The 21,144-nt window shown below is 59.1% G+C and carries 16 protein-coding genes and 1 tRNA gene; 7 read left to right on the top strand and 10 right to left on the bottom strand.

The genetic code is table 11. The features are described from left to right. Positions 1 to 40: 40 nt before the first annotated feature. The 3 genes from DD236_RS10430 to murJ all read right to left on the bottom strand — a co-directional run bounded on the left by DD236_RS10430 (position 41) and on the right by murJ (position 4,554). A complete protein-coding gene (locus tag DD236_RS10430; protein ID WP_109094328.1) occupies positions 41 to 1,312 on the bottom strand; it encodes a peptidoglycan bridge formation glycyltransferase FemA/FemB family protein in 1,272 nt (423 codons plus the stop codon). A gap of 81 nt (positions 1,313 to 1,393) precedes the next feature. Continuing rightward, positions 1,394 to 2,623 carry a carboxylate--amine ligase gene (locus DD236_RS10425; protein ID WP_109094327.1) on the bottom strand — a complete coding sequence of 410 codons (1,230 nt, stop codon included), beginning with the start codon at positions 2,621 to 2,623 and terminating at the stop codon, positions 1,394 to 1,396. After that, entirely contained in the window at positions 2,620 to 4,554 is a 1,935-nt protein-coding gene (murJ, locus tag DD236_RS10420; protein WP_243410293.1) for a murein biosynthesis integral membrane protein MurJ, read from the bottom strand. The genes DD236_RS10425 and murJ overlap by 4 nt, the downstream gene beginning before the upstream one ends. A 344-nt stretch (positions 4,555 to 4,898) precedes the next feature. On the opposite strand from murJ, the gene DD236_RS10415 reads away from it, so the two are divergent. Further along, positions 4,899 to 6,419, top strand: coding sequence for an HNH endonuclease (locus DD236_RS10415; RefSeq protein WP_109094326.1), 1,521 nt, complete (start codon positions 4,899 to 4,901; stop codon positions 6,417 to 6,419). A 25-nt stretch (positions 6,420 to 6,444) separates the two neighbouring features. Here the strand turns inward: DD236_RS10415 and DD236_RS10410 are convergent. From DD236_RS10410 to DD236_RS10385, 6 genes are all read right to left on the bottom strand, one after another. Then, positions 6,445 to 6,518, bottom strand: a tRNA-Ile gene (locus DD236_RS10410). A 66-nt stretch (positions 6,519 to 6,584) separates the two neighbouring features. Then, positions 6,585 to 8,546, bottom strand: coding sequence for a DNA primase (gene dnaG / locus DD236_RS10405; protein WP_109094325.1), 1,962 nt, complete (start codon positions 8,544 to 8,546; stop codon positions 6,585 to 6,587). A 9-nt stretch (positions 8,547 to 8,555) separates the two neighbouring features. Beyond that, positions 8,556 to 9,788 carry a deoxyguanosinetriphosphate triphosphohydrolase gene (locus DD236_RS10400; RefSeq protein WP_109094324.1) on the bottom strand — a complete coding sequence of 411 codons (1,233 nt, stop codon included), beginning with the start codon at positions 9,786 to 9,788 and terminating at the stop codon, positions 8,556 to 8,558. Between the two features lie 26 nt (positions 9,789 to 9,814). Continuing rightward, the gene (dusB, locus tag DD236_RS10395; RefSeq protein WP_109094323.1) at positions 9,815 to 11,029 is read right to left on the bottom strand and encodes a tRNA dihydrouridine synthase DusB; all 1,215 of its coding nucleotides are present in this window, start codon (positions 11,027 to 11,029) and stop codon (positions 9,815 to 9,817) included. After that, a complete protein-coding gene (locus DD236_RS10390) occupies positions 11,026 to 12,183 on the bottom strand; it encodes a YibE/F family protein (protein ID WP_243410292.1) in 1,158 nt (385 codons plus the stop codon). Before DD236_RS10390 ends, dusB begins: the two co-directional genes overlap by 4 nt. A gap of 24 nt (positions 12,184 to 12,207) precedes the next feature. Next, positions 12,208 to 13,605, bottom strand: a complete 1,398-nt coding sequence (locus DD236_RS10385) for a glycine--tRNA ligase (RefSeq protein WP_109094322.1) — start codon at positions 13,603 to 13,605, stop codon at positions 12,208 to 12,210. A gap of 171 nt (positions 13,606 to 13,776) precedes the next feature. On the opposite strand from DD236_RS10385, the gene DD236_RS10380 reads away from it, so the two are divergent. From DD236_RS10380 to DD236_RS12335, 6 genes are all read left to right on the top strand, one after another. After that, positions 13,777 to 14,697 (top strand): metal ABC transporter substrate-binding protein, encoded by a 921-nt coding sequence (locus DD236_RS10380; RefSeq protein WP_109094321.1) that lies wholly within the window; start codon positions 13,777 to 13,779, stop codon positions 14,695 to 14,697. Between the two features lie 21 nt (positions 14,698 to 14,718). After that, positions 14,719 to 15,486, top strand: a complete 768-nt coding sequence (locus DD236_RS10375) for a metal ABC transporter ATP-binding protein (protein ID WP_109094320.1) — start codon at positions 14,719 to 14,721, stop codon at positions 15,484 to 15,486. Further along, on the top strand, positions 15,483 to 16,379 hold the full coding sequence (locus DD236_RS10370; protein WP_109094319.1) for a metal ABC transporter permease: 897 nt from the start codon (positions 15,483 to 15,485) through the stop codon (positions 16,377 to 16,379). Before DD236_RS10375 ends, DD236_RS10370 begins: the two co-directional genes overlap by 4 nt. Beyond that, a complete protein-coding gene (locus DD236_RS10365) occupies positions 16,372 to 16,764 on the top strand; it encodes a Fur family transcriptional regulator (protein ID WP_109094318.1) in 393 nt (130 codons plus the stop codon). The genes DD236_RS10370 and DD236_RS10365 overlap by 8 nt, the downstream gene beginning before the upstream one ends. Positions 16,765 to 16,855: 91 nt before the next feature. Beyond that, positions 16,856 to 17,377: an SNARE-associated domain-containing protein gene (locus tag DD236_RS12340; RefSeq protein WP_243410291.1), complete on the top strand. Its 522-nt coding sequence runs from the start codon at positions 16,856 to 16,858 to the stop codon at positions 17,375 to 17,377. Next, on the top strand, positions 17,374 to 17,601 hold the full coding sequence (locus tag DD236_RS12335) for an RNA-binding S4 domain-containing protein (protein ID WP_243410290.1): 228 nt from the start codon (positions 17,374 to 17,376) through the stop codon (positions 17,599 to 17,601). Before DD236_RS12340 ends, DD236_RS12335 begins: the two co-directional genes overlap by 4 nt. Here the strand turns inward: DD236_RS12335 and dnaE are convergent. Continuing rightward, complete coding sequence (gene dnaE / locus DD236_RS10355; protein ID WP_109094316.1) at positions 17,598 to 21,128, bottom strand: DNA polymerase III subunit alpha; 3,531 nt, start codon at positions 21,126 to 21,128, stop codon at positions 17,598 to 17,600. The genes DD236_RS12335 and dnaE overlap by 4 nt on opposite strands. Between the last annotated feature and the right edge of the window lie 16 nt (positions 21,129 to 21,144).

Below are 21,144 nucleotides of genomic sequence, written 5' to 3'. Positions count from 1 at the left end.
GGACATAGCCTTGAACGGTGCGGTCGGTCCGTTCTGGCGCTTAACCAACGGCCCCCAACGCTGATGCCAGCTTGGGGTGCAGCGCCAGATCGTATGTTCCCACGTACTCTTCCACATAGCCCTGGAACTGGCTCTTGAAGTGAAGCACACCCGCGTCCGAGGCATTCTCCGAGAAATCGCCGGTCACCCCGTACATGTTGTAGCGGTGAACATCGTGGCTTGTTGCCCATTCGAACATCGCCCTGTGTATGAGGTAAATGCCGTAGTAGCTCTGGAACTGTGCGTAGGCTCCGGATACGAGGTAAACGAGTTCGTGCGGCGAATGGACGAAGAGGCTCGCAGCCAAAACCACTTCATCTCCGTGCTCTTCTTGCACCGTGAGCGTCTCCTGCTCGCGGCGAGCCAGCACATCTAGGCGCGCCCGATGCTCCTTGAGTTGGTTCCGCTGCTTCTTGCCAAGCTGGCGACCTTCCGCCTCCGCTGCCACTTCGAGTTCGGCGAGTTTCTCAATCTTCGGCTCGATGCCTTCGCGTTCTTCCCGAATCTGAGCTAACGCTGCTTCCGTGTTCAGTACGGCCACGGGCATCATCATTTCATCGGTGCCAAGCTTCTGCATGAGGTCGCGGTAATAATGGAAAGCAGAATCCGAAACGGCGTGCATTTCAGTGCGCTCGGCGGTGTGCTCGAGCACTTTCTCCAGCACATCGAACTCATCGGGACCGTAGAAGCGGACCTCCACGCCGTTCGTTCCGGCTCTGTTAAAGCCGGTGCGGACTACCTGACCACAGGAGGCCATCGCCTCCTTGAAGCTCATGCCGGCGATATCTTTGACGTAGCTATACCGGATCTGAACATCGGAGGAATCATAGAATTCCTTCTGGAGGCGCTCTCCGCCAAGCTTGTTCATGACCGCATCGAACCGCCGTGCTAGTTCGGACTCTGGCCCCGGTTCACTCCCCTCGAACTGGCGCCTTACGATAAGCGGGGCCACCCGGATGGACAGCACACGATTATCCTTGCGCACGTGCCGCGTCAGGGCCTCAAAGAAGGCCTCTACCACCTCTGGGTTCTCATCGTCAGCCAACACCGGGCCGTAAGAGATCTGAGCCCGTAGGAACGCTTTCTTCCACGGCTGGTAGACGATCGTTGCCGCCGCGAGGATCTTCCCCGCTTCACTCAGCCCCACCCGCTCAACGCGATAGCCTTCGCCCGCACGAACCTCCCCGTACTCGGGAAGCTGAGTGAAAAAACAGCGCTCACATTGGCGAACAAACGCCGAGTAATCCTGCTCGGCAAGTACATCGAACTGCATGGGGCTCTCCTGACGGCAGATCTATTCCACCCAAACTATAACAATGACTATTCGGGAACGCGGCTATCCTTAGGCGTCCCGCTAAAACCCTGAAGCGGTAGGCTCCGGATAAAACGCCTTCATCTGGCGATACTGGTTCACGTAGCTGAGCGCCCGATAGGCGTGCCTCCTAGGGTTCCTATCCTTAGAATACGCCAGCGGATTAACGGTGTTCTTCTTAGCTATCTTCACCTGAGCGCGCAGATCAGCATCCGTAAGATACCTCTTGGAAGCCAGTGCCATAGGTATCACTGTGTAGATCCCGTCTCGCGTATTCGTCTGGTATTGGATCCTCTCACCGCGCATATCCGCAAGCATCGCCGCGGCCAGATCGATACCACCCACCTTTAGGTAGTAGTGCCCCCGTCCGATCCGTGGGTTCAAATCTAGCCAGTATTCCGTGCCGTCGCGCGGATCTATCTTGACGTCCAGCGAAAAGAAGCCTGTCAGCCCAACTGCCTGGACAATTCGTTTGCCCGTCTCAATGAGGTGATCGTTACTGTCCAGAAGAATCATCCCGGCATTCCCAATCAGAGACGGCACGTGGAGCCCTAGGAGAACCCGCCCAGAACCAGCCGCCGTGATCTGCCCCGAACGATCCACATAGCCGTTTACAACCCACTGAGTCGTATCATCACCGGGTATCAGCTCCTGAACCAACAGCTTGATCGGAACGTCGTTGTCGCGGAGCTTGTTGAAAAGCGCTAGTGCGTCCTCACGTGTGTTGACTGGAGTGACCTTCTTCAGCCCCTTGTGTAGGTACAGGTTGAGAAGGGTTCCGTCTTCTGGTTTAACGACGACGGGAAACCTCACACGGTCCAGCCCCTCACCCCAAGACTGAGGGTCAGTCAGATCCACACTCACGCTGGGAATCGTGGGTAGTCCAAGGGCCTCCAAAATGGCAGCCATAGACGTCTTAGAGTTGGCCGTCTTCACGGCCTCCTCGCTCGCGTAAGGAAGGAACCAACGGCCCTCAAGTTCGGCGCGGTGCTTGACGGCGTACTCAACGCCCTCGTCCGAGTTGACACACAGGATCAACCGCTCGTCTGGATGCTGTGCCGCAATTTCGTGCAGAAGGGCGATAAACGAATCCTCATGCCCAAGCGTGCCTCTGGGCACCATCATGATGTCGAAGATAGACGAATCGTTGATGGGCCCGCGGCGGATTTCGGACACAACCAGGCTCCGCAACCCGCTGTTCTCGTGAAAGATCCGCGCGAAGGCATAGTCCGCGATATCGAATCCAAACACGACAGGAAGAATCTTCGTCACTTGTTGATACCCAACTTTCTCAGAACGCCACGAGCCGGGCCCTCAAGAGAGACAAGCTCGGGCATCTTCCACAGTTTCATCAGTCCGAAGTACATGATCGTAAGGATCGGCGCAAGGACAATCATGACAAGGACCGATGACATGAAGCTTGCTTCAGGATGGAACACGCCAGTTGCCCAGCGCATGGCAAGGATCCCTATCAACCCCACCACCAGAGAGATGGCGAGCAACTTGAGGTGTGTGATCAGTATCCTCTTCCCGTCAATCCGCCCCATCTTGCCTCGCAGCGCGTATCCCAGCAAGAACGCGGCTCCCGTATTCGTCAGCGTCATGACAAGGCCAATGCCAACCACCACCCACTGCGGCGGAAGCAGCCCGCACACCGCGAATCCAATTACCCCGAGGACTTGGAAGGGCAGATTAAGGATGAACGCGAGGCGCGTATCCTCGAAGGCATAAAAGGCACGGTCCAGCACATTCACCGCACCGATACTGACTAGACCGAGGGCCATGGCAATGAGCACCCGCGAGAGGGTTATCGTTGCTTCCGGGGCGATCGTGGGTGCGATAAACCGCGAGGCTGGGACCGCCAGTACCACGATCAGTACTGTGCAAAGCAACATCAGAGTGGAGACCATTCTCAACGTCTTCGACGTATCCCGTCGCATGGCCACCATATTGCGGTCCGCCGCATGCTTCGCGAGGCGCGTGAACATTGCGGTGGAAATCGATACCACGATAAGCGAGGTAGGGATCGAGTAGATCGTGTAGGCGGAAGTATAGGTTGCGTTACCCGCAACCTCATCGAACGGGATACCCATCTGTTGGGCCCGTGCCGTTGCGCCCGCCGCCATATTCGATTGGACCATCGTGGGAACCATTCCACCAATCATGGAAAGCAGGATCCACCAGGAGGCTCGGCCAGCATCCCCGAGTCCGGAGCCGCGCCACTTGAAGTCCGGGCGATAGCTAAAGCCCAGCCTCCGCAGGGGCCAAATAAGGATCACTGCCTGCATTATGATGCCGAGTGTATGGACGCCACCTAGCATGGCGATTCGGGTCCCGTCCCAAATACCCGTGTCACCGGCCGTTGCGGGATCGTGGGAACCATAGATCCCCAGTATGAGAACTAGGCCGAGGATTGCGATGACGTTGTTGAGAGCGGGAGCCCACATGTAGGGCCCGAAGTTCTCACGCGCGTTGAGGATCTGCCCAAGAACCGTATACATCCCGTAGAAGAAGATCTGCGGCAGGCACCAGTAAGCAAACGCCACCGTGACGTCAAACCATGGCGCGTCCATCGTTGAGGCGAAGAGCTTGACCACCAGCGGCGCCGCCAGTGTGATGACCAAGGTCGCGAGTCCAAGTAGCACGATGGCCACTGTCAGGAGCTTGTTGATGAATGCCTGACCGTCATCGTCAGATTGCTTGGTTGCTCGCACGATAGCCGGGACCAGCACGGCGTTTACCAACCCACCGATGATCACCATGTAGATAAGGTTCGGAAGCTTGTTCGCCACATCGAAGGAGTTGGCCACGGGAGCGTTGACGCTTACAACCGCACCCAGCAAGATCGGCGAACGTACTAGACCAAGAACTCGTGAGACGAGCGTTCCAAGGAACATGATTGCCGAGGAGCGGGCAACGCTCTTCTGCTCTTCCTGGGGCGGCTCAGTCTGTTCCGGGCGCTGTTCGGGCTGTACCCGCGGTAGTTGGCCGGTCTGGCGCACCCTGTCCTCGCGCGCCGCGCCACGGCGGCGTCGGGGAGGATCATCCGGACGTTGGGTTGGGCGAACGATTGGGATTTCTGTTGTGACGTCGGTCCTCGCGGCGGCTGCCGAACGCATGGCATCGAAGCGATCGGATAGATTTCCCCGTCCTGAGCCGTCCTCAAAGTGACGGCCCAACGGTGGCTTCGGACGAAAAATCATGGTTCGATCGTAGCCTCTTATGTGGGCCTATGAAGCTATCTACGCGCTTTGGAAGGTTGATGTTCCCCACGCTGTTCTACCCGAACCGGCTCATCCCAGCCGTTTGATTCATCGTTTCCGCCATGATGAGCGAACAATTACTCGCGTTGTTCGTTCCCATTTGTGGGCGCTTTTGGTGGTGTTCTACCGTTTTATAACGACGACGGTTTCTTATCTCCCAATCATCTTTAATACCGTTTGGGTGCGTTTAGGTATTGTGTTTCGAATGATCGTTCGGTACACTAGGGGTAGAAAAATCATTCGGACATGTAGCAGTCTTTTTGGAAATACACGAGGAGGTGGGTGTGGTGACCACAGTGGAAGATCAGGCTGGTGGAAGGCAGGTGTGTGTTGGCCAGCTTGCCCTCCTCGATGCCATGTCGGATCCACACGTGCAGATCGTTCCTCCCTCAGAAGAGGAATATGCGGCACATGATGCGGCGTGGATGGCTGACTCAGCCGCTGTGCTGGCAATGTTCGCCGGTGAAGATGCCGACAGCGCCGTACAGGTCCTCTCCCTCATCCGGGACCTGCTGCACGGAACCTTGACCGCTGGTAGCGAGGGTGCATGTATTGACCAGATCCGATTGCTCGAAGACATTAAAAGCGCTGCCGCCGGGGCGCAAGTGCTTGCGACCGAAGAATTCCGGGGCACCCGTAACCTGAACGAACAGGCCCGCGGGGTCAAGCCGGAACAGCGAGCCAGGGGCATCGGGAGCGAAATCGGGCTCGCTAAGAGGGTCTCACCCCAGCAAGGATCAGCGGCGATCCGCACCGCATATACTCTCACCACCGACATGCCGAACGCTCTGACTGCCCTCTCGGACGGACGACTGTCGGAGTACACGGCGGGACTGGTGGTTAAAGAAACCAGTCATCTTGCCGCTGAAGCACGCAGCGCGATCGATACCCATATGGCACACCGCTACGGCAAGACCGGCTCTAGGCGCCTCGCGGGTGAAGTGCGGGCGTTGGCCCAGCAGGCCGACCCGGTTGCTTATATTAAAGCCCACGCCGCCTCCAAGAAGGCCCGAGCTGTATCGATACGCCCAGCACCTTCCGGGATGGCCTACCTGACCGCCCTACTACCATTAGGTCAAGCCTTCGCCTGTAAGAAAGCCCTGCATGACGCGGCCACCGCGATGGCGTTCTCGAAGGAGACTGTGGACCGGAGCCCGACCCAGTTAGAGGCCGACCTACTCGTCGAACGCCTCACCGGACAGTCCCACGCAGAGGCAGTCAACATCGAAGTCCAGCTCGTCATGAGCGACGAAACATTGCTCACCACCGCCACTCACGCCGACGCTTCTACCGCCAGTTCGGTTGGACCACGCATTGATAACACGGGCCGGCACGCCGAGGACATCTTCACCTCGGCATGGATGCCCGGTTTCGGTCCCATTCCCGCCGCAATCGCCCGGGACATGCTCGACCCAGTCCACGACCACGAGACACCGGCCCGTGTCTTCCTCCGCCGGGTCTTGACCGACCCAGTCACCGGCGAAATCACGAAGATCGACACCCGCAAACGCGAATTCACCGGCGCACTACGCCGCGCGTTGATCCTACGCGACGAGCAGTGCCGGAACCCGTGGTGTAACGCCCCTATCGCCCACCTGGACCACGCCCACCCCTTCGTCAGGAACGGGCGGACCAACGCCTCGAACGGGACCGGGCTCTGTGCCAGGTGTAACTACACCAAAGAAAACCCCGGCTGGCACCACACACCAACCGGACCCAGCACCCGGGAAGTCACCACCCCCACCAGCCACACCTATCGCTCAATCCCACCACCCATACTCCCGAGTCTCAACAGGCGAATCTAGAGAGATATAAGCGACCTCTGAATAGTGCCCCCAGCAGGACTTGAACCCGCGACCCAAGAATTATGAGTTCCTTGCTCTAACCAGCTGAGCTATGGGGGCGTATCCGTTTCCGGACCAGACCATCATACCGGCACATCCCCACCCAAACGCCAATCGGCGGGCCATTCAGCCAAGTTGTTCCTCACAGGCACGCCGCTGGGCCTCCAGCTCCATAAGGCGGGCGAAGAGTTCGCCGTAGCCGTTGTCGCTGGACGAGGTCCGCTGCAGCTCTGAGCGCAGGTCTGCAATCTGGCGGGTAATTCCCTGCTTGATAAGCGTGACGGATATGGACCACACGTAGTTCGCTAAGCGATCCGGGCGCGATTCGGGCAGGTCGTCAACGGAAAGCTGCGTGATGATCGGAGCCACCACGGAATCGGCTTGCTCGGCCACCTGCTCCACATACCATCCGGCGGCGTCCCGATCAGCCGCCGAGCCTTCGATTCCGCGCGAATTCAGGTACCTAACGCGGTCTGTAAAGCACCGTGTGCCTCCGGCCGCCCGAATCGCCTCGTGCACCCGGCGGTGCATAGGAACAGTGAAGGTCTGAGATGGCAGATCGTCCATCCCGGCCTGTGCCGCATACCCGGGAAGCTGCAGGAAGATCTCGAGTGCCTCGCGCTCAATGCGCTCCACCGGGTCGCGCACCACACGCAGAGGCGCGAGCATCGCGGGCTTTTCGACCGACTGATCCATGGCGGGCTCAGTGTAGGGGGTCTGGTGCGGTTGCCGAGCAGCGCCTCCCACTGCGGCGCGCACGGTGGATTCGTCCATGCCGAGCCAGCCTGCGAGCTGGCGCGTATACTCCCCGCGCAGTACGCGATCCCTGATCGAGGCCACCATGGGCGCTGCTGCACGCAGTCCAGCTGTACGCCCTTCGGCGGTTTCCAGTGGAATCCCCTTAAGTGTGGAGGTGATAGCAAACTCAAAGAGCGGACGCCTGCCATCAATGATCTGGCGGACGCCCTCGTCACCGTAGGCCATCCGGACCTCACAGGGGTCCATACCCTCCTGAGCAACGGCCACGAAGGTTTGAGCCGCAAAAGACTGGTCCTCTTGGAACGCCTTGAGGGCCGCCTTCTGGCCCGCCGCGTCCCCATCAAATGTGAAGATCACTTCCCCGCCGTACGCTCGGCCTGAGGAAAGCATGAGACCGGCCGCTGGATTGGCTCCATCCCCCAAGAGCCGGCGCACGATCTTCACGTGCTCGGTCCCGAATGCAGTTCCACACGTAGCAACGGCACACTCGATCCCAGCAAGTTGCGCCGCCATGACGTCCGTGTAGCCCTCCACCACAACGATGCGCTTCTCAGTCGCAATTGCTTTACGGGCAAGGTTCAGCCCGTACAACACCTGAGATTTCTTGTAGATCGGGGTTTCTGGAGTGTTGAGGTATTTGGGGCCTTTATCGTCGTCGTTCAACTTCCTCGCGCCGAACCCAATCGGATCGCCAGTAATCGAGAAAATGGGCCACATCAACCGGCCGCGGAAGCGATCATAAAGCCCGCGGTTACCTTGGGTTGCCAACCCAGACGCGGCGATCTCCTTCTCGGAAAAGCCGTGTTCGCGCAGCTCCTTGAGCACGCCGTCCCAAGAATCTGGTGAATATCCGATGGAATAGTGTTCGATGGCGTCACTATCGAAGCCGCGATCCGCCAGCATGGCCCGGCCTGCCTCGGCTTGAGGAGTGTGCAGAGCCTTCTGGTAGAAATCGATGGCTACTCGATGGGCATCAATCAGACGCGCGCGGTTCGGGCCAGCCGGGCCCTTCCTGTCCTGGCCGCCCTCATAGTGCAGCTCCACGCCGGCCTTGCGGGCCAGAAGCTCGACGGCCTCGACAAATGTGATGTGCTCGATCTTCTCCACGAACGAAAAGGCATCCCCACCTTCGCCGCAGCCGAAGCAGTGCCAGCGCCCCACGCTCGGGCGCACGTGAAAAGAGGGCGTCTTCTCATCGTGGAAGGGGCAGAGCCCCTGCTGGGAATCAACTCCACCCGGCCGAAGTGAAACGTAGCCGGCAACGATGTCCTCAATACGCGTGCGGGCACGAACCTCATCGATATCCTCGCGCCTGATTAACCCTGCCATAGCTCCAGTCTAGTTCCAGAACATGCCGCACAGGCGCGAGTGCCACTGCCGCGCTGATTGGTCCGTGAGGGAAGCCACCTGATCAACAACTACGCGCTGGCGTGCGGCCTCATCTGCCGGCTTCCACATGTCAAAGAAGTGCGGCTCCATCTGCTCGGGACTGGCTTGAAGCGCGTCCACGAGATCGAAAAGGAGCGTGCGCTGTTCGAAGTAAAGGGGTTCGGATTCGCGCGGCATCATCACGTATTCCACCGCGATCCCTTTAAGCACCGTGATCTCGTCTTGAGTCTCTTGGGGGATTACCACGTTGCCGTCGTAGCGCACGAGAGGGCCGGTTCCGTGGGCTGCGTAGGTGGCTTCGCACACTGAGGAGATGAAACGGCCGATGAGATCGCTGGTCAGGTCCTTCATCTGAGCCAGATCGCGGTAGGAGCCGGCAAACTGTGTTGGCCAATCCTCCTCGGCGATCAGCCGCTGCAGAGCCGCGCCCAGCCTGTCCGGACTTGGGTGGTTGTACCACGCGCAGGTTGCTTCGACTATCTGTGCCTGCTGGCTGGGATCACGCAGGGTATTGGGTGAAACGAACTCGCGCACCACCGCGTCCTCAACATCGTGCACGCAGTAGGCGATATCGTCCGCCAGATCCATGATCTGAGCCTCGATGCACTTGGCGTGGGCTGCAGCGCCATGAATCCACTCAAATACGGGTGCATCGTCCCGATAGACGTTGAACTTCTTGCTGCCGGAGGGGCTCTCGCCAGCGAACCACGGATACTTCAGCACAGCGTCTAGGCTGGCGCGGGTGAGGTTGAGACCGGCGGGTTCGCCTTCGGGCGTCAAGCGCTTGGGTTCAAGGCGGGTCAACAGCCGAAGCGTTTGGGCGTTGCCTTCAAATCCGCCGATGTCCTTTGCCACCTCATCGAGGGCGTGTTCCCCATTGTGGCCGAAGGGTGGGTGCCCCAGATCGTGGCACAGACATGCTGTTTCCACAATGTCCGGGTCGCAGCCAAGATTCTTGCCAAGGGATCTGCCGATCTGGGCTACCTCAAGCGAATGGGTGAGTCTGGTGCGAATGAAATCGTCCGATTCGGGACCCAACACTTGAGTCTTGGCCCCGAGCCGGCGCAGAGCAGAAGAGTGCAGCACCCGTGCCCGATCACGTTCAAACTCAGTTCGGCTTGGAGACTTCGCAGGTTCTGCAACCCACCGGGCCTGATCTGCCGGTCCATAATGCTCACTCACAGTGCGAGCCTACCCGTTTTCCGCGGCTATCCACCAGAAACGTTCACCTCGGCCAGCGCGATCTTCGCGCGCTGAGCCTCGCTGAGCTCTCGCGAATCGAGCCAGCCGTCTGGCAGATGTGGCTGCTTTGGACTGCCTGCGCGTCCACGCGGCCCTTCAGCGGCCTCGGGATACGGCTGGTCCCCCAGTTCCGCCAGGCGCTCTCTGAGTTCATCGAGTGTGGAGACCAAGGCGAGCGCATTGCGCGCACTGCCCCCAACCGAAAAACCCCGCAGATACCAGGCCATGTGCTTGCGAAGTTCGCGCAGCGCCCGGTGTTCATCCCCGTTAAAGTGGTCAATCGAGAGCTCGGCGTGGCGCACGATGATGGCGGCTACTTCGCTGAGCCGCGGGGACGCCCGGTGCTCACTCCCGTGGTAAAAGGCAGCCAGATCGTGGAACAGCCATGGGCGCCCTTGACAACCACGCCCCACTGCAACGCCGCGGCACCCGGTCTGCTCCATGATCGCCTTGGCATCCTCCACCTCAAAAACGTCACCATTGCCAAGTACGGGCAGGCTGGTGGCGGCAGTGAGTTCGCCTATCCGGTCCCAGTGGGCGTGGCCCGAATAGTGCTGAGCAGTAGTTCGGGCGTGAAGAGTGAGCCCCACGATCCCTGAATCCTCCGCGATACGAGCGGCGTCAAGGAAGGTAGTGTGTCCATCGTCCACCCCGATACGCACCTTGGCGGTTACGGGCACAACGAAGTCACGATCGCGGCTGGCTTCCTCCGAGGCTCGCACGGCCGCCTGAGTGAGATCTTCGAACAGGTCCGTCTTCCACGGAAGCGCAGATCCCCCGCCCTTGCGAGTAACCTTCGGGGCCGGGCAACCGAAGTTTAGATCAATGTGATCAGCCCGATTTTCCGCCACGAGGATGCGCACAGCCTCCGCCGTTGTTTTCGGTTCCACGCCGTATAGCTGGATCGATCGCACCGGGTCACCCGGATCCGGCTTGATCATATTCATAGTTTCGACGTTACGTTCCACGAGGGCGCGAGTAGTCACCATCTCGCATACCCAAAGGCCGGCGGGAGCAAAGGTACCGGGGCACTCCTGCCACGTATAACCGGCAGCCTTCAGCCCGCTCTCCCCCGCCTCCCGGCACAGCTGCCTAAAGGGAGGGTTGGTTACGCCAGCCATGGGCGCCAACATCACTGGGGTTCCCAGCGTGAGTGCTCCAAGTTGAACAGGCGCGCTCATTCGCCTTCCCCTTCCAATTCTAGATATGACGTAGACGGTGCCACGGGGGCCATCCATGCTGCAATGGCCGTGGTGATTGGAATGGCGAGCACCAGCCCCACCGAGGCAGTCAACGTTCGCGCAATCTCCTCAGAGATCTGACTCACCTGCAACAGATCCACGGTGGAGCGCTGCATGAGAGCGGCCGACATGAGGATCGGCAACGCCGTTCCCACATAGGCAAAGGCCAGCGTGTAGACGGTGGACGCGATGTGGTCACGTCCCACAGCCATTCCCTGGGTGAAAAGGCGACGCCGGGCCATCGCGGGATTTGCGGCGTGCAGCTCCCACACGGTGGAGACCTGTGTAATTGTCACGTCGTTGAGAGCTCCCAAACCTGCCAACAGCATGCCACACAGCAGGATCGAACTCATGTCTAGCCCCGGGAACTCTCCCATGAGGACCAGCGCATCATCACTGGATGTCCCCGTCAGGCGCATTGAGTCCACGGCCCAGAGTGAAACTCCCAGCGTAATTAGCAAACCTCCGAAAGTCCCCAGCACAGCGGTGGTAGTCCGAATGGAGATTCCGTGTGCTAGGTAGATCGAGGAGAACATCATTGCGGCGGCGCCCACGAGGATGACGGCTAGCGGTTGGGATCCGGACATGAGTGCGGGAAGGATAAACACTCCCACTATCCCCAGTGAAACCCCAAGCCCCACCATCGCCATGAGGCCCTTCAGACGGGCCACGATGAGGACCGAAAGGAGGTAGATACCCGCTAAGACAGCAAGAGGAACAGTCCGCACGAAATCGCTGAACGCGTATGGAGTGCCTGTATCAATCGCGTGAGGATTGAACGTGGCCCAGATGTTGTCACCAACAGCCAGCCCGTTCTGGACTATCTCATAGGGAACGTGAACGGGAACCTCAGCGCCATCGGTTTCCATGGTGATCGGGGTTTGGCCAGTTTCGTCCATCTCACCGATAGAAGTGATTACCCCGCTGGTCCGCTCCACGCCCGTGGCATTGATCGGAACGGAACCAACCAAACTCTCACCCCGCGGCCACATCACGATCAGCAGTACAGCTGTCACGATGGCTAGAGGCAGCACCAGCGCCGCAAGGATCCATCGAACCTTGCGGCGCTGGCCAAGCGAGAATACCCCGCTCACGTCATGGCTATGGGACACGCTGTCTTAGCAGCCCACCAACCGCGTGGCGAGGTAGGCCTGAACTTCGTCGATCGGGATGCGCACCTGTTCCATGGTGTCGCGATCGCGCACGGTCACGGCGTGGTCATCGAGCGAATCGAAGTCCACCGTGATGCAGTACGGCGTGCCGATCTCATCCTGACGGCGGTAGCGGCGGCCCACTGCTCCGGCGTCGTCAAAATCAACGTTCCAGAACTGGCGAAGCTTAGCCGCCAAGTCTCGCGCCATCGGCGAAAGCTTCTCGGAACGGGACAACGGCAAAACCGCAGCCTTAACCGGGGACAGCCTCGGATCGAGCTTGAGAACAACGCGCTTATCCACTCCGCCCTTCGTGTTGGGGGCCTCGTCCTCAACGTAAGCCTCCACGAGGAAGGCCATGAGCGAGCGGGTGAGGCCAGCGGCTGGCTCCACCACATACGGGGTCCAGCGCTCACCGGTAGCCTGATCGAAATAGGACAGGTCCTTACCCGAATGCTCGGAGTGCGTGGAAAGATCGAAATCGGTACGGTTGGCGATGCCTTCGAGCTCGCCCCAATCGGATCCGGCAAAGCCGAACTTGTACTCGATATCCACAGTGCGCTTGGAGTAATGCGAGAGCTTCTCCTGAGGATGCTCGTAGAAGCGCAGGTTCTCCGGGTCAATGCCCAGATTGACGTACCAATCGCGGCGCTGATCGATCCAGTACTGGTGCCATTCCTCGTCGGTTCCGGGCTCAACGAAAAACTCCATCTCCATCTGCTCGAATTCGCGAGTGCGGAAGATGAAGTTTCCGGGCGTGATCTCGTTGCGGAAGGATTTTCCGATCTGCCCAATACCGAACGGAGGCTTCCGGCGCGCGGAGGTCATGACGTTTTGGAAGTTAATGAAGATACCCTGAGCCGTTTCAGGACGCAGGTAGTGCAGGCCCGATTCATCCTCGACAGGGCCAAGGAAGGTCTTGAGCATCATGTTGAAGTCGCGAGGCTCGGTCCACTGGCCGCGGTTGCCGCAGTTCGGGCAGGGCAGGACGGAAAGCTCAACGGTATCTGGATCCTCGATGCCCTTGCGTTCGGCGTACTCTTCCTGCATCTGATCGAACCGGAAGCGCTTATGGCACGATAGGCATTCGGTGAGCGGATCGTTGAACACACCTACGTGGCCGGAGGCGATCCACACATCCTTGGGAAGGATGATGGAGGAGTCCAAGCCCACCACGTCATCACGCGATGTCACCATGTTCTTCCACCACTGGCGCTTGATGTTCTCCTTGAGCTCTACGCCAAGGGGGCCGTAATCCCACGCCGATCTGGTTCCGCCATAGATTTCCCCACATGGGAAGACGAAGCCACGGCGCTTAGCCAGTGCAATAACGTTATCGAGGCGCGATGGTGCCGGTTTGGCCATCTGCGATCTCCTTTCATGACGCATCTGGATGATGCGTGGTTCTGCCGCATCTGGGCGATGCAGATCCCAGCCATCCTATCTACTTGGCAGAGGGTGCGCGACGAAGGTCCGTGTGAGCTTCACAGCTCATGCAATTGACAATCATTCTCATTCAAGGTGATAATCATTCTCATGAAAAGACTCGTGGCGGCACTGGCCGCAGGAACCCTAGCGTTGACACTGGGCGCATGCTCATCCACCAATTCATCGGAATCTGACACGGAGGGCCTGACCGTTGCCACCTCCTTCTATCCCTTGGCTTGGCTGATCGAAAGCATCGGAGGCGATGACGTCACCGTTATTTCCATGACGCCTGCGAACGTGGAGCCGCACGATTACGAGCTATCGCCGTCCGATATTGCCAAGATGAACGAGGCGGACCTCGTGGTGTACGTGGAAGGGTTCCAACCTTCCATGGACGCTGCCGTTGAGCAGATTTCCGGCCCGGAAGTTCTCGAGTTGTCCGATTCCGTGGGCCTTCTCCCGTTAGAGGAAGATCATGGCGACGACGACGACGAAGCACACGAACATGATCACGGCAACCTTGATCCACACTTTTGGCTAGACCCTGAGCGGATGAGTGACGCCGGTGAGGCAATTGAGGAATCCTTGAGCCAAGCAGATTCCGCAAACGTGACAACCTATCAGGAGGGCCAAGAGACCGTTGCGGGCCAGCTCACGGATCTGGACACAGAGTTCGCTGATGGGTTGGCCACGTGCGAGCGCCAGACTATCGTGACAACCCACGCCGCCTTCGGGTACCTCACCAACCGCTACGGGCTCACCCAGGTGGCCATCTCGGGTATTGATCCGGAAGCCGAACCGAGCCCCGCTGACCTTGCCGCGATCAAGAGCACCATCGAGGAGACGGGAACAACGACGGTGTTCACCGAGGAGCTTGCCTCCCCAAAGACCGCCGAGGCCGTTGCCAGTGAGGCTGGCGCCGATCTCGCCACTCTGAACCCTCTCGAGTCTCAGCCCTCGGATGGAGATTACGTCTCGGGCATGGAAGCCAACCTTGCCGCGCTTCAGGGCGCATTGGGATGCAACTAAACTCGTTAATTGAAGAGAAATATGACAGCAATATCCACACGGGACCTTGACGTGATTCTCGGCTCCACACGAATCCTCCACAATGTCAGCGTGGAGGTTGCCGAAGGCGAGACCGTCGCGGTGCTTGGCGCCAACGGGTCCGGCAAATCGACGCTCATCCGAACGATGGTGGGGATTGTGCCGCCGAGCCGGGGCGGAGTCGAGATTTTCGGCACCGATATCCACAAGCGTGGGAGCGTTCCGTGGAGCCGGATGGGGTATGTTCCCCAGAGGGTAGCCACAGCCTCCGGTGTTCCAGCCACCGCGCTCGAGGTGGTGCGTTCTGGCTTGCTCGGACCGCGGAGCCTGTGGGCGGATCGTGGGCCAAGCGCCAAGCGCAAAGCTCTGGCAGCCCTTGGAGCCGTTGGGCTTGAAGATCGCGCCAACGATCACGTTCAAGTGTTTTCCGGCGGGCAATCACAGCGGGTTCTGATAGCTCGCGCCCTCGTGCGCCAGCCGGACCTCCTCATTCTTGACGAACCCCTGGCAGGGATCGATCGCGAATCCCGTGAACAATTGGCCGAAACTCTAGAGGGACTGCACCGGGCGGGCGTCACGATCGTGACCGTCCTGCACGATCTAGGGGAACTCGCCCCGCTCATCGATCACACCGTCGTGTTGGAAGACGGCCACGTGACCTTCGACGGCCCTCCCGTGGGTGCGCCCGGAGAACATGGTGAGGATCACCATCACGTGGATGCGGAACCCACACCGCACCACGCGCCGGTCCTGCGAACGGAGATTTCATGATTGAGATGCTCTCCTCTCCCCTCATGCAGCGAGCGCTTATCGTTGCGGTGCTCGTGGGCATCTCCGCACCCGTTGTGGGAACCTACCTAGTGCAGCGGGGCATGGCGCTCATGGGCGATGGTATCGGGCACATTTCGCTCACGGGAGTTGCACTCGGGTGGCTCGCGGCAGGAGCTATGGGGCTGTCTCCCAATGACGTGTTGGCCATCCCCGGCGCCATCGTTGCCTCGCTGATCGGAGCGATTCTGATTGAGGTTGTCCGTTCGCGTGGGCGGACAGGCGGAGACGTTGCGCTTGCCATGCTTTTCTACGGTGGGATCGCGGGAGGCGTCTTGCTAATCCGCATTGCCGGGGGCACCACCACCAATTTGACCAGCTATCTGTTCGGCTCCATCGCCACTGTTTCTACGGCAGATGTTCGATACACCGTGGCCCTTGCCGCCGTGATCCTCCTGATTGGCTTGGGGCTGCGCGGGCCTCTGTTCTTGCTCTCCCACGATGAAGAATTCGCGCGCTCTAGCGGGTTGCCCGTGCGGGCGTTGAACATCCTCGTGGCAGTAGTGGCCGCGCTGACCGTTTCGGTTTCGATGCGGGTGGTTGGAGTCCTATTGGTTTCTGCCATCATGATCGTTCCCGTTGCGGTGGCGCAGCTACTCTCCTCCTCATTCGTCCGGACGATGTACATCGCTCAAGCTATCGGGGTAGTTGCGTGCCTAGCCGGACTCATCATCACCTATCATGTGGCTGCGTCTCCGGGTGCCACGATTGTCATGCTGCTAATCGGGCTCTACGCCGTCGTGGCAATTACCAACCTCAGTATCGAAGGCGTGAGGCGATCCCGGCGCGCGGCGGTTGTCTCCAACGAGCCTTGTTCAAGGGAGTCAGATGACTAGCAGAAACACAGTTCAACGCACGGCAATCATTGAGCTGATGAAGAGCACACCCGAGTTCATCAGCGCTCAGGAGCTGCACGATCAGTTGTCAAGCATCGGACAGAAGATCGGACTTGCCACGGTGTACCGCACACTAACGTCGTTGGCGAATGAGGGGCGGCTGGACGTTCTGCGATCCGATTCAGAGACCCTGTATCGGCACTGCGATACCGAACGCCACCACCATCACATCGTGTGCACACAGTGTGGGCGGACGGTGGAAGTAGCGGCAGATCAGGTGGAAAAGTGGATGCAGGAGGCGGCCGCGAATTCGGGTTTCATCGTCACCGCCCACACAATCGAGATCTGGGGACTGTGCGCGCAATGTCAGGCTGCCCAAGCGTAACCGTCCCTAACCAACTGGCATTCTACAGCAGAGATAGCCTGAGTCGGGCCGCGAGTGTCGCAAACAATCTGGAACCACTACACTCTTGAGTATGTCCATACCCGACTTCATCAGTGACGGTCCGTTCATCGGGGTATATCTCTTCCTCTTCCTAGTAGTTTCGCTTCGATCTACAGCCACCTACGGTCTGGGACGCTACGGCCACCACCTCGTATTTAAGGCGCAGCAGCCAGGCGGAACCTTGTCTCTAAAGGTCTGGAACTGGACCCACTCGGAATCCACCCAGCACGGCATCGAGATTGTTCGAAGCCGCGGCCTCATTGCAATTCCCCTGTGCTTCCTCACTGTTGGCGTTCAGACAGTTGTATGCATTGGTGCCGGCGCATTCGGAGTTACGCTCGGGCGCTGGATTGTGGCTGCAACACCCGGCTGGCTCGCGTGGGCCGCCATCTATTCCACAGTGGGCTTTGCCGTGTGGGGTGCGATGCTCTCTGCCGCGGCCGGCTCCCCCGCCGGCATCGCGGCCATCTGCCTACTAGTTTTGGGTATCCTTGTGTACGTGAAGGTGCGCCAGTCCAAGCGCGAACCCGTCCTCAGCGAAGTCCAGGAGTGACAGTGAATTCCATCGAAGTATCTCTTCCCATCAAGCTCGGCCAGTTCGTGAAGCTCGCTTCACTCGCAGAAACCGGCGGTCAGGCGCGGGAGATGATCGAGATGGGCGATATCACCGTGAACGGCCAAGTGGAGACGCACCGCGGCCATCACCTCAGCAACGGCGATATCGTCTCCCTTATTCTGGCCGACGGCGAAATCGCCGTCGAGGTAGCCGCGATCTAGACGAAGCAATGACGCCCCAACAATACCTTCAGGTCTGAGATCATTCCTGCCGTGGGGCTCACATAGAACTGCCGATCAACCTGAACAACGGTTGTGGTGCCCGGTTTCTCAATGTGCAGCCGCACAGGCGCCTGCCCTGGATAAGAGCGCAGAACATCAGCTAAAGACCCCATAAGTTGGCCCGTACACATGCGTTCGGGCAACCGTAGATCCAGCGGCGAATCCGGCATGAGGTCATTGGAAGGCAACTGCATTCCCTGAGCCGAAAGCTGGATCGATCCGTCCCGCACCTGTACCCGGCAGGTGATGATAGCTACAGTGTCCTGCACCAGCATGGTAGAAACCGTCGGGTACGTTTGCGGGAAGAAGTTGATATCCGTGCTCCCCGAGAGATCCTCCAGAGTAACGGTGGCCCACAACTTGCCGTTCTTTTTCGAGACGCGCGGTTGAACAGACGTGATGAGTCCGGCAAGGGAAACCGTTGAGCCATCCACCGGCTCTTCGTCATTCATAAGGCGAACGATCGTGGTGTCCGCGGCACGATCAAGCACGTGCTCCATACCGGAGAGCGGGTGATCGGATACGTAGAGCCCCAACATGTCGCGCTCATGATCCAGCTTGACCTTCTTGTCCCACTCCGGAAGATCGGGGATCACTACGTCCACGCCGTTCCCAAGGTCCGCACCCGCACCACCGAAGAGATCGAACTGGCCGATAGCCTCATTCTTCTTTAATGACACGACCGAATCCACAGCCTCTTCCACGCGGGAAAGAAGTGCGCGGCGGGTGTAACCCATTGAATCGAAAGCACCAGCCTTCACAAGGCACTCGATGGCACGCTTGTTGCACACGGGAAGCGAAACCTTATCGAGGAAGTCCTGGAAGGATGTGAAGGCGCCCTTCTCCTCGCGTGCCTTGATAATGCCGTCCACAACGTTGGTCCCCACGTTACGTACCGCGGACAGCCCGACGCGGATCTGCTCCCCGGAGGCCGAGAAGTTGGCAAGAGACTCATTTACATCAGGGACCAGCACCTGAATGCCCATACGGTGGGCTTCGGCCAGATAGAGTGCGAGCTTATCCTTATTGTCCTTCTTCGAGGTGAGGACGGCGGCCATGTACTCCACCGGATAGTTCGCCTTAAGGTAGGCGGTCCAGTACGAGATCAGGCCGTAGCAGGCCGAATGCGAGCGGTTGAAGGCGTACTGAGCGAAGGGAACAAGAACGCCCCATAGAGTGTCTACGCACTCCTTGGAGTAGCCGTTATCCATCATGCCCTTGGAGAAGGCCTCGCGCTGCTTCTCCAACACATCAAGCTTCTTCTTGCCCATCGCCTTACGGAGCGTATCCGCTTCTCCCATGGTGAATCCGGCACAGGTTCGAGCAATCTGCATCACCTGCTCCTGATACACGATCAGGCCGTAGGTGGTACCCAGAATCTCCTGGAACGGTTCCGCCAGCTCCGGGTGGATCGCCTCGATCTTCTGAAGCCCGTTCTTGCGTAGCGCGTAGTTCGTGTGGGAGTTCATTCCCATCGGGCCGGGGCGGTACAGGGCACTCACAGCGGAGATGTCCTCAAACTCCGTGGGCTTCATCTGCTTCAGGAGCACGCGCATTCCCGCGCCATCTAGCTGGAAGATGCCGAGAGTCTCCGCCCGCTGCAAAAGCCCGAATGTGGCCGGATCCTCGAGGGAAACCGATTCGATCTTCAGGGGTTCCTTATCGTTCATCTCGATGTTGTGGAGGGCATCGTCAATGACGGTCAGGTTGGACAGCCCGAGGAAGTCCATCTTCAAGATCCCCAGTTCCTCGCACAACGGGTACTCGAACTGAGTGATGACGGCGCCATCCGCGGGGCGTTTCATCACGGGAATCACGTCCGTGAGGGGCACCGAACTCATGAGGATCGCGCAGGCGTGCACTCCCCACTGCCGGGTCAGCCCCTCTAGGCCCGAGGCCAGATCAAACACGCGCTTCGCATCCGGGTCCGTTTGGACGAGCTGCCGGAAATCTCCGGCCTCCTGATACCTGTCATTGTTCTCATCGAAAACGCCGGAAAGCGGAATGTCCTTGCCCTGAACGCCCGGGGGCAGGGCCTTCGTCATCCGCTCACCCATCTCGAAGGGATAGCCCTGAACGCGGGCCGCGTCCTTGAGTGCCTGCTTGGTTTTAATCGTCCCGAAGGTCACCACCTGAGAGACCTTGTCCGCCCCATACTTCTGCTCAACGTATTCGATCACTTCGCCACGGCGGCGCTCATCGAAGTCCACGTCAATATCGGGCATCGAGACACGCTCGGGGTTAAGGAATCGCTCGAACAGGAGATCGTACTTGATGGGATCAAGCTCGGTGATCTCTAGGGCGTAGGCAACCATCGAGCCCGCGCCGGACCCACGGCCGGGTCCCACCCGAATACCGTGCTCCTTCGCCCACTTGATGTAATCGGCCACCACGAGGAAGTATCCCGGGTACCCCATCTGGGTGATCACGCCCACCTCGTAATCGGCGCGTTCGCGCACATCCTGAGTAATGTTATCGCCGAACCTCAGGTGCAGGCCGCGCTCAACTTCCTTGACGAACCAGGACGTAATGTCCTCTCCGTCAGGGACGGGGAACACGGGCATATAGTTCGCGCCCTCATCGGCGGTGGTGAAGGAAACGTTGCACCGTTCGGCAACCATGAGCGTGTTCTCACAGGCACCCGGGACGTCACCAAACAGATCCCACATGTCTTGGCTGGAACGCAGGTGATATCCCGTCCCATCGAACGTGAAGCGGTTGGGATCTTGCAGGTTGGAGCCCGAGTTAATGCACAGCATGGCATCCTGGATTGCGCCGTCCCCCGGCCCCACGTAGTGCGAATCATTGGTGGCCAGAATCGGGGCATCGATCTTCTTGGCAAGCTCAATCAGATCGTTACGCACCCGCCGTTCGATCTCATTGTCATGATCCATCAATTCGACGAAGTAATTGTCCTTACCGAACAGATCCTGCATCTTGCCGGCGGCTTCGAGCGCTTCCTTGTGCTGGCCCAGCCGGAGGCGAACCTGAACCTCACCGGACGGGCACCCGGCCGTTGCAATCAGACCCTCGTGGTACTGCTCCAGCAGATCCATGTCCATACGAGGATACTTGCCCATCTGACCCTCTAGGGAGGCCTGAGACGCCATCCGGAATAGGTTGTGCATCCCAGTGTTGTTCTCAGACAGGAGCGTGAGGTGCGTGTACGTGCCGCGAGCAGACACATCATCGGGCCGCTGCGATTCATCACCCCAGAGCACGCGGTTAGAAGTAAACCGGGACGTTCCCGGTGTCAGGTAAGCTTCAATACCAACGATCGGCTTGATGTCAGCGGCCTTTGCCGCCTTGTAAAACTCATAGGCTCCAAAGCAGTACCCATGATCGGTGATCGCGACCGATTTCTGGCCTTGCGCCTTTGCCTCGGCCACCAGCTTCTTGACTTTCGAGGCACCATCCAACATTGAGTATTCCGTGTGGACGTGAAGATGAGCAAAATCCTGAGCCATGGTGACAGTCTAATAG

The sequence above is a fragment of the Ancrocorticia populi genome (genome assembly GCF_003123745.1).
Classification (GTDB): domain Bacteria; phylum Actinomycetota; class Actinomycetes; order Actinomycetales; family Actinomycetaceae; genus Ancrocorticia; species Ancrocorticia populi.
Note: the sequence above shows the minus strand (reverse complement) of the source record. Positions and strands in the feature narration are given on the sequence as shown.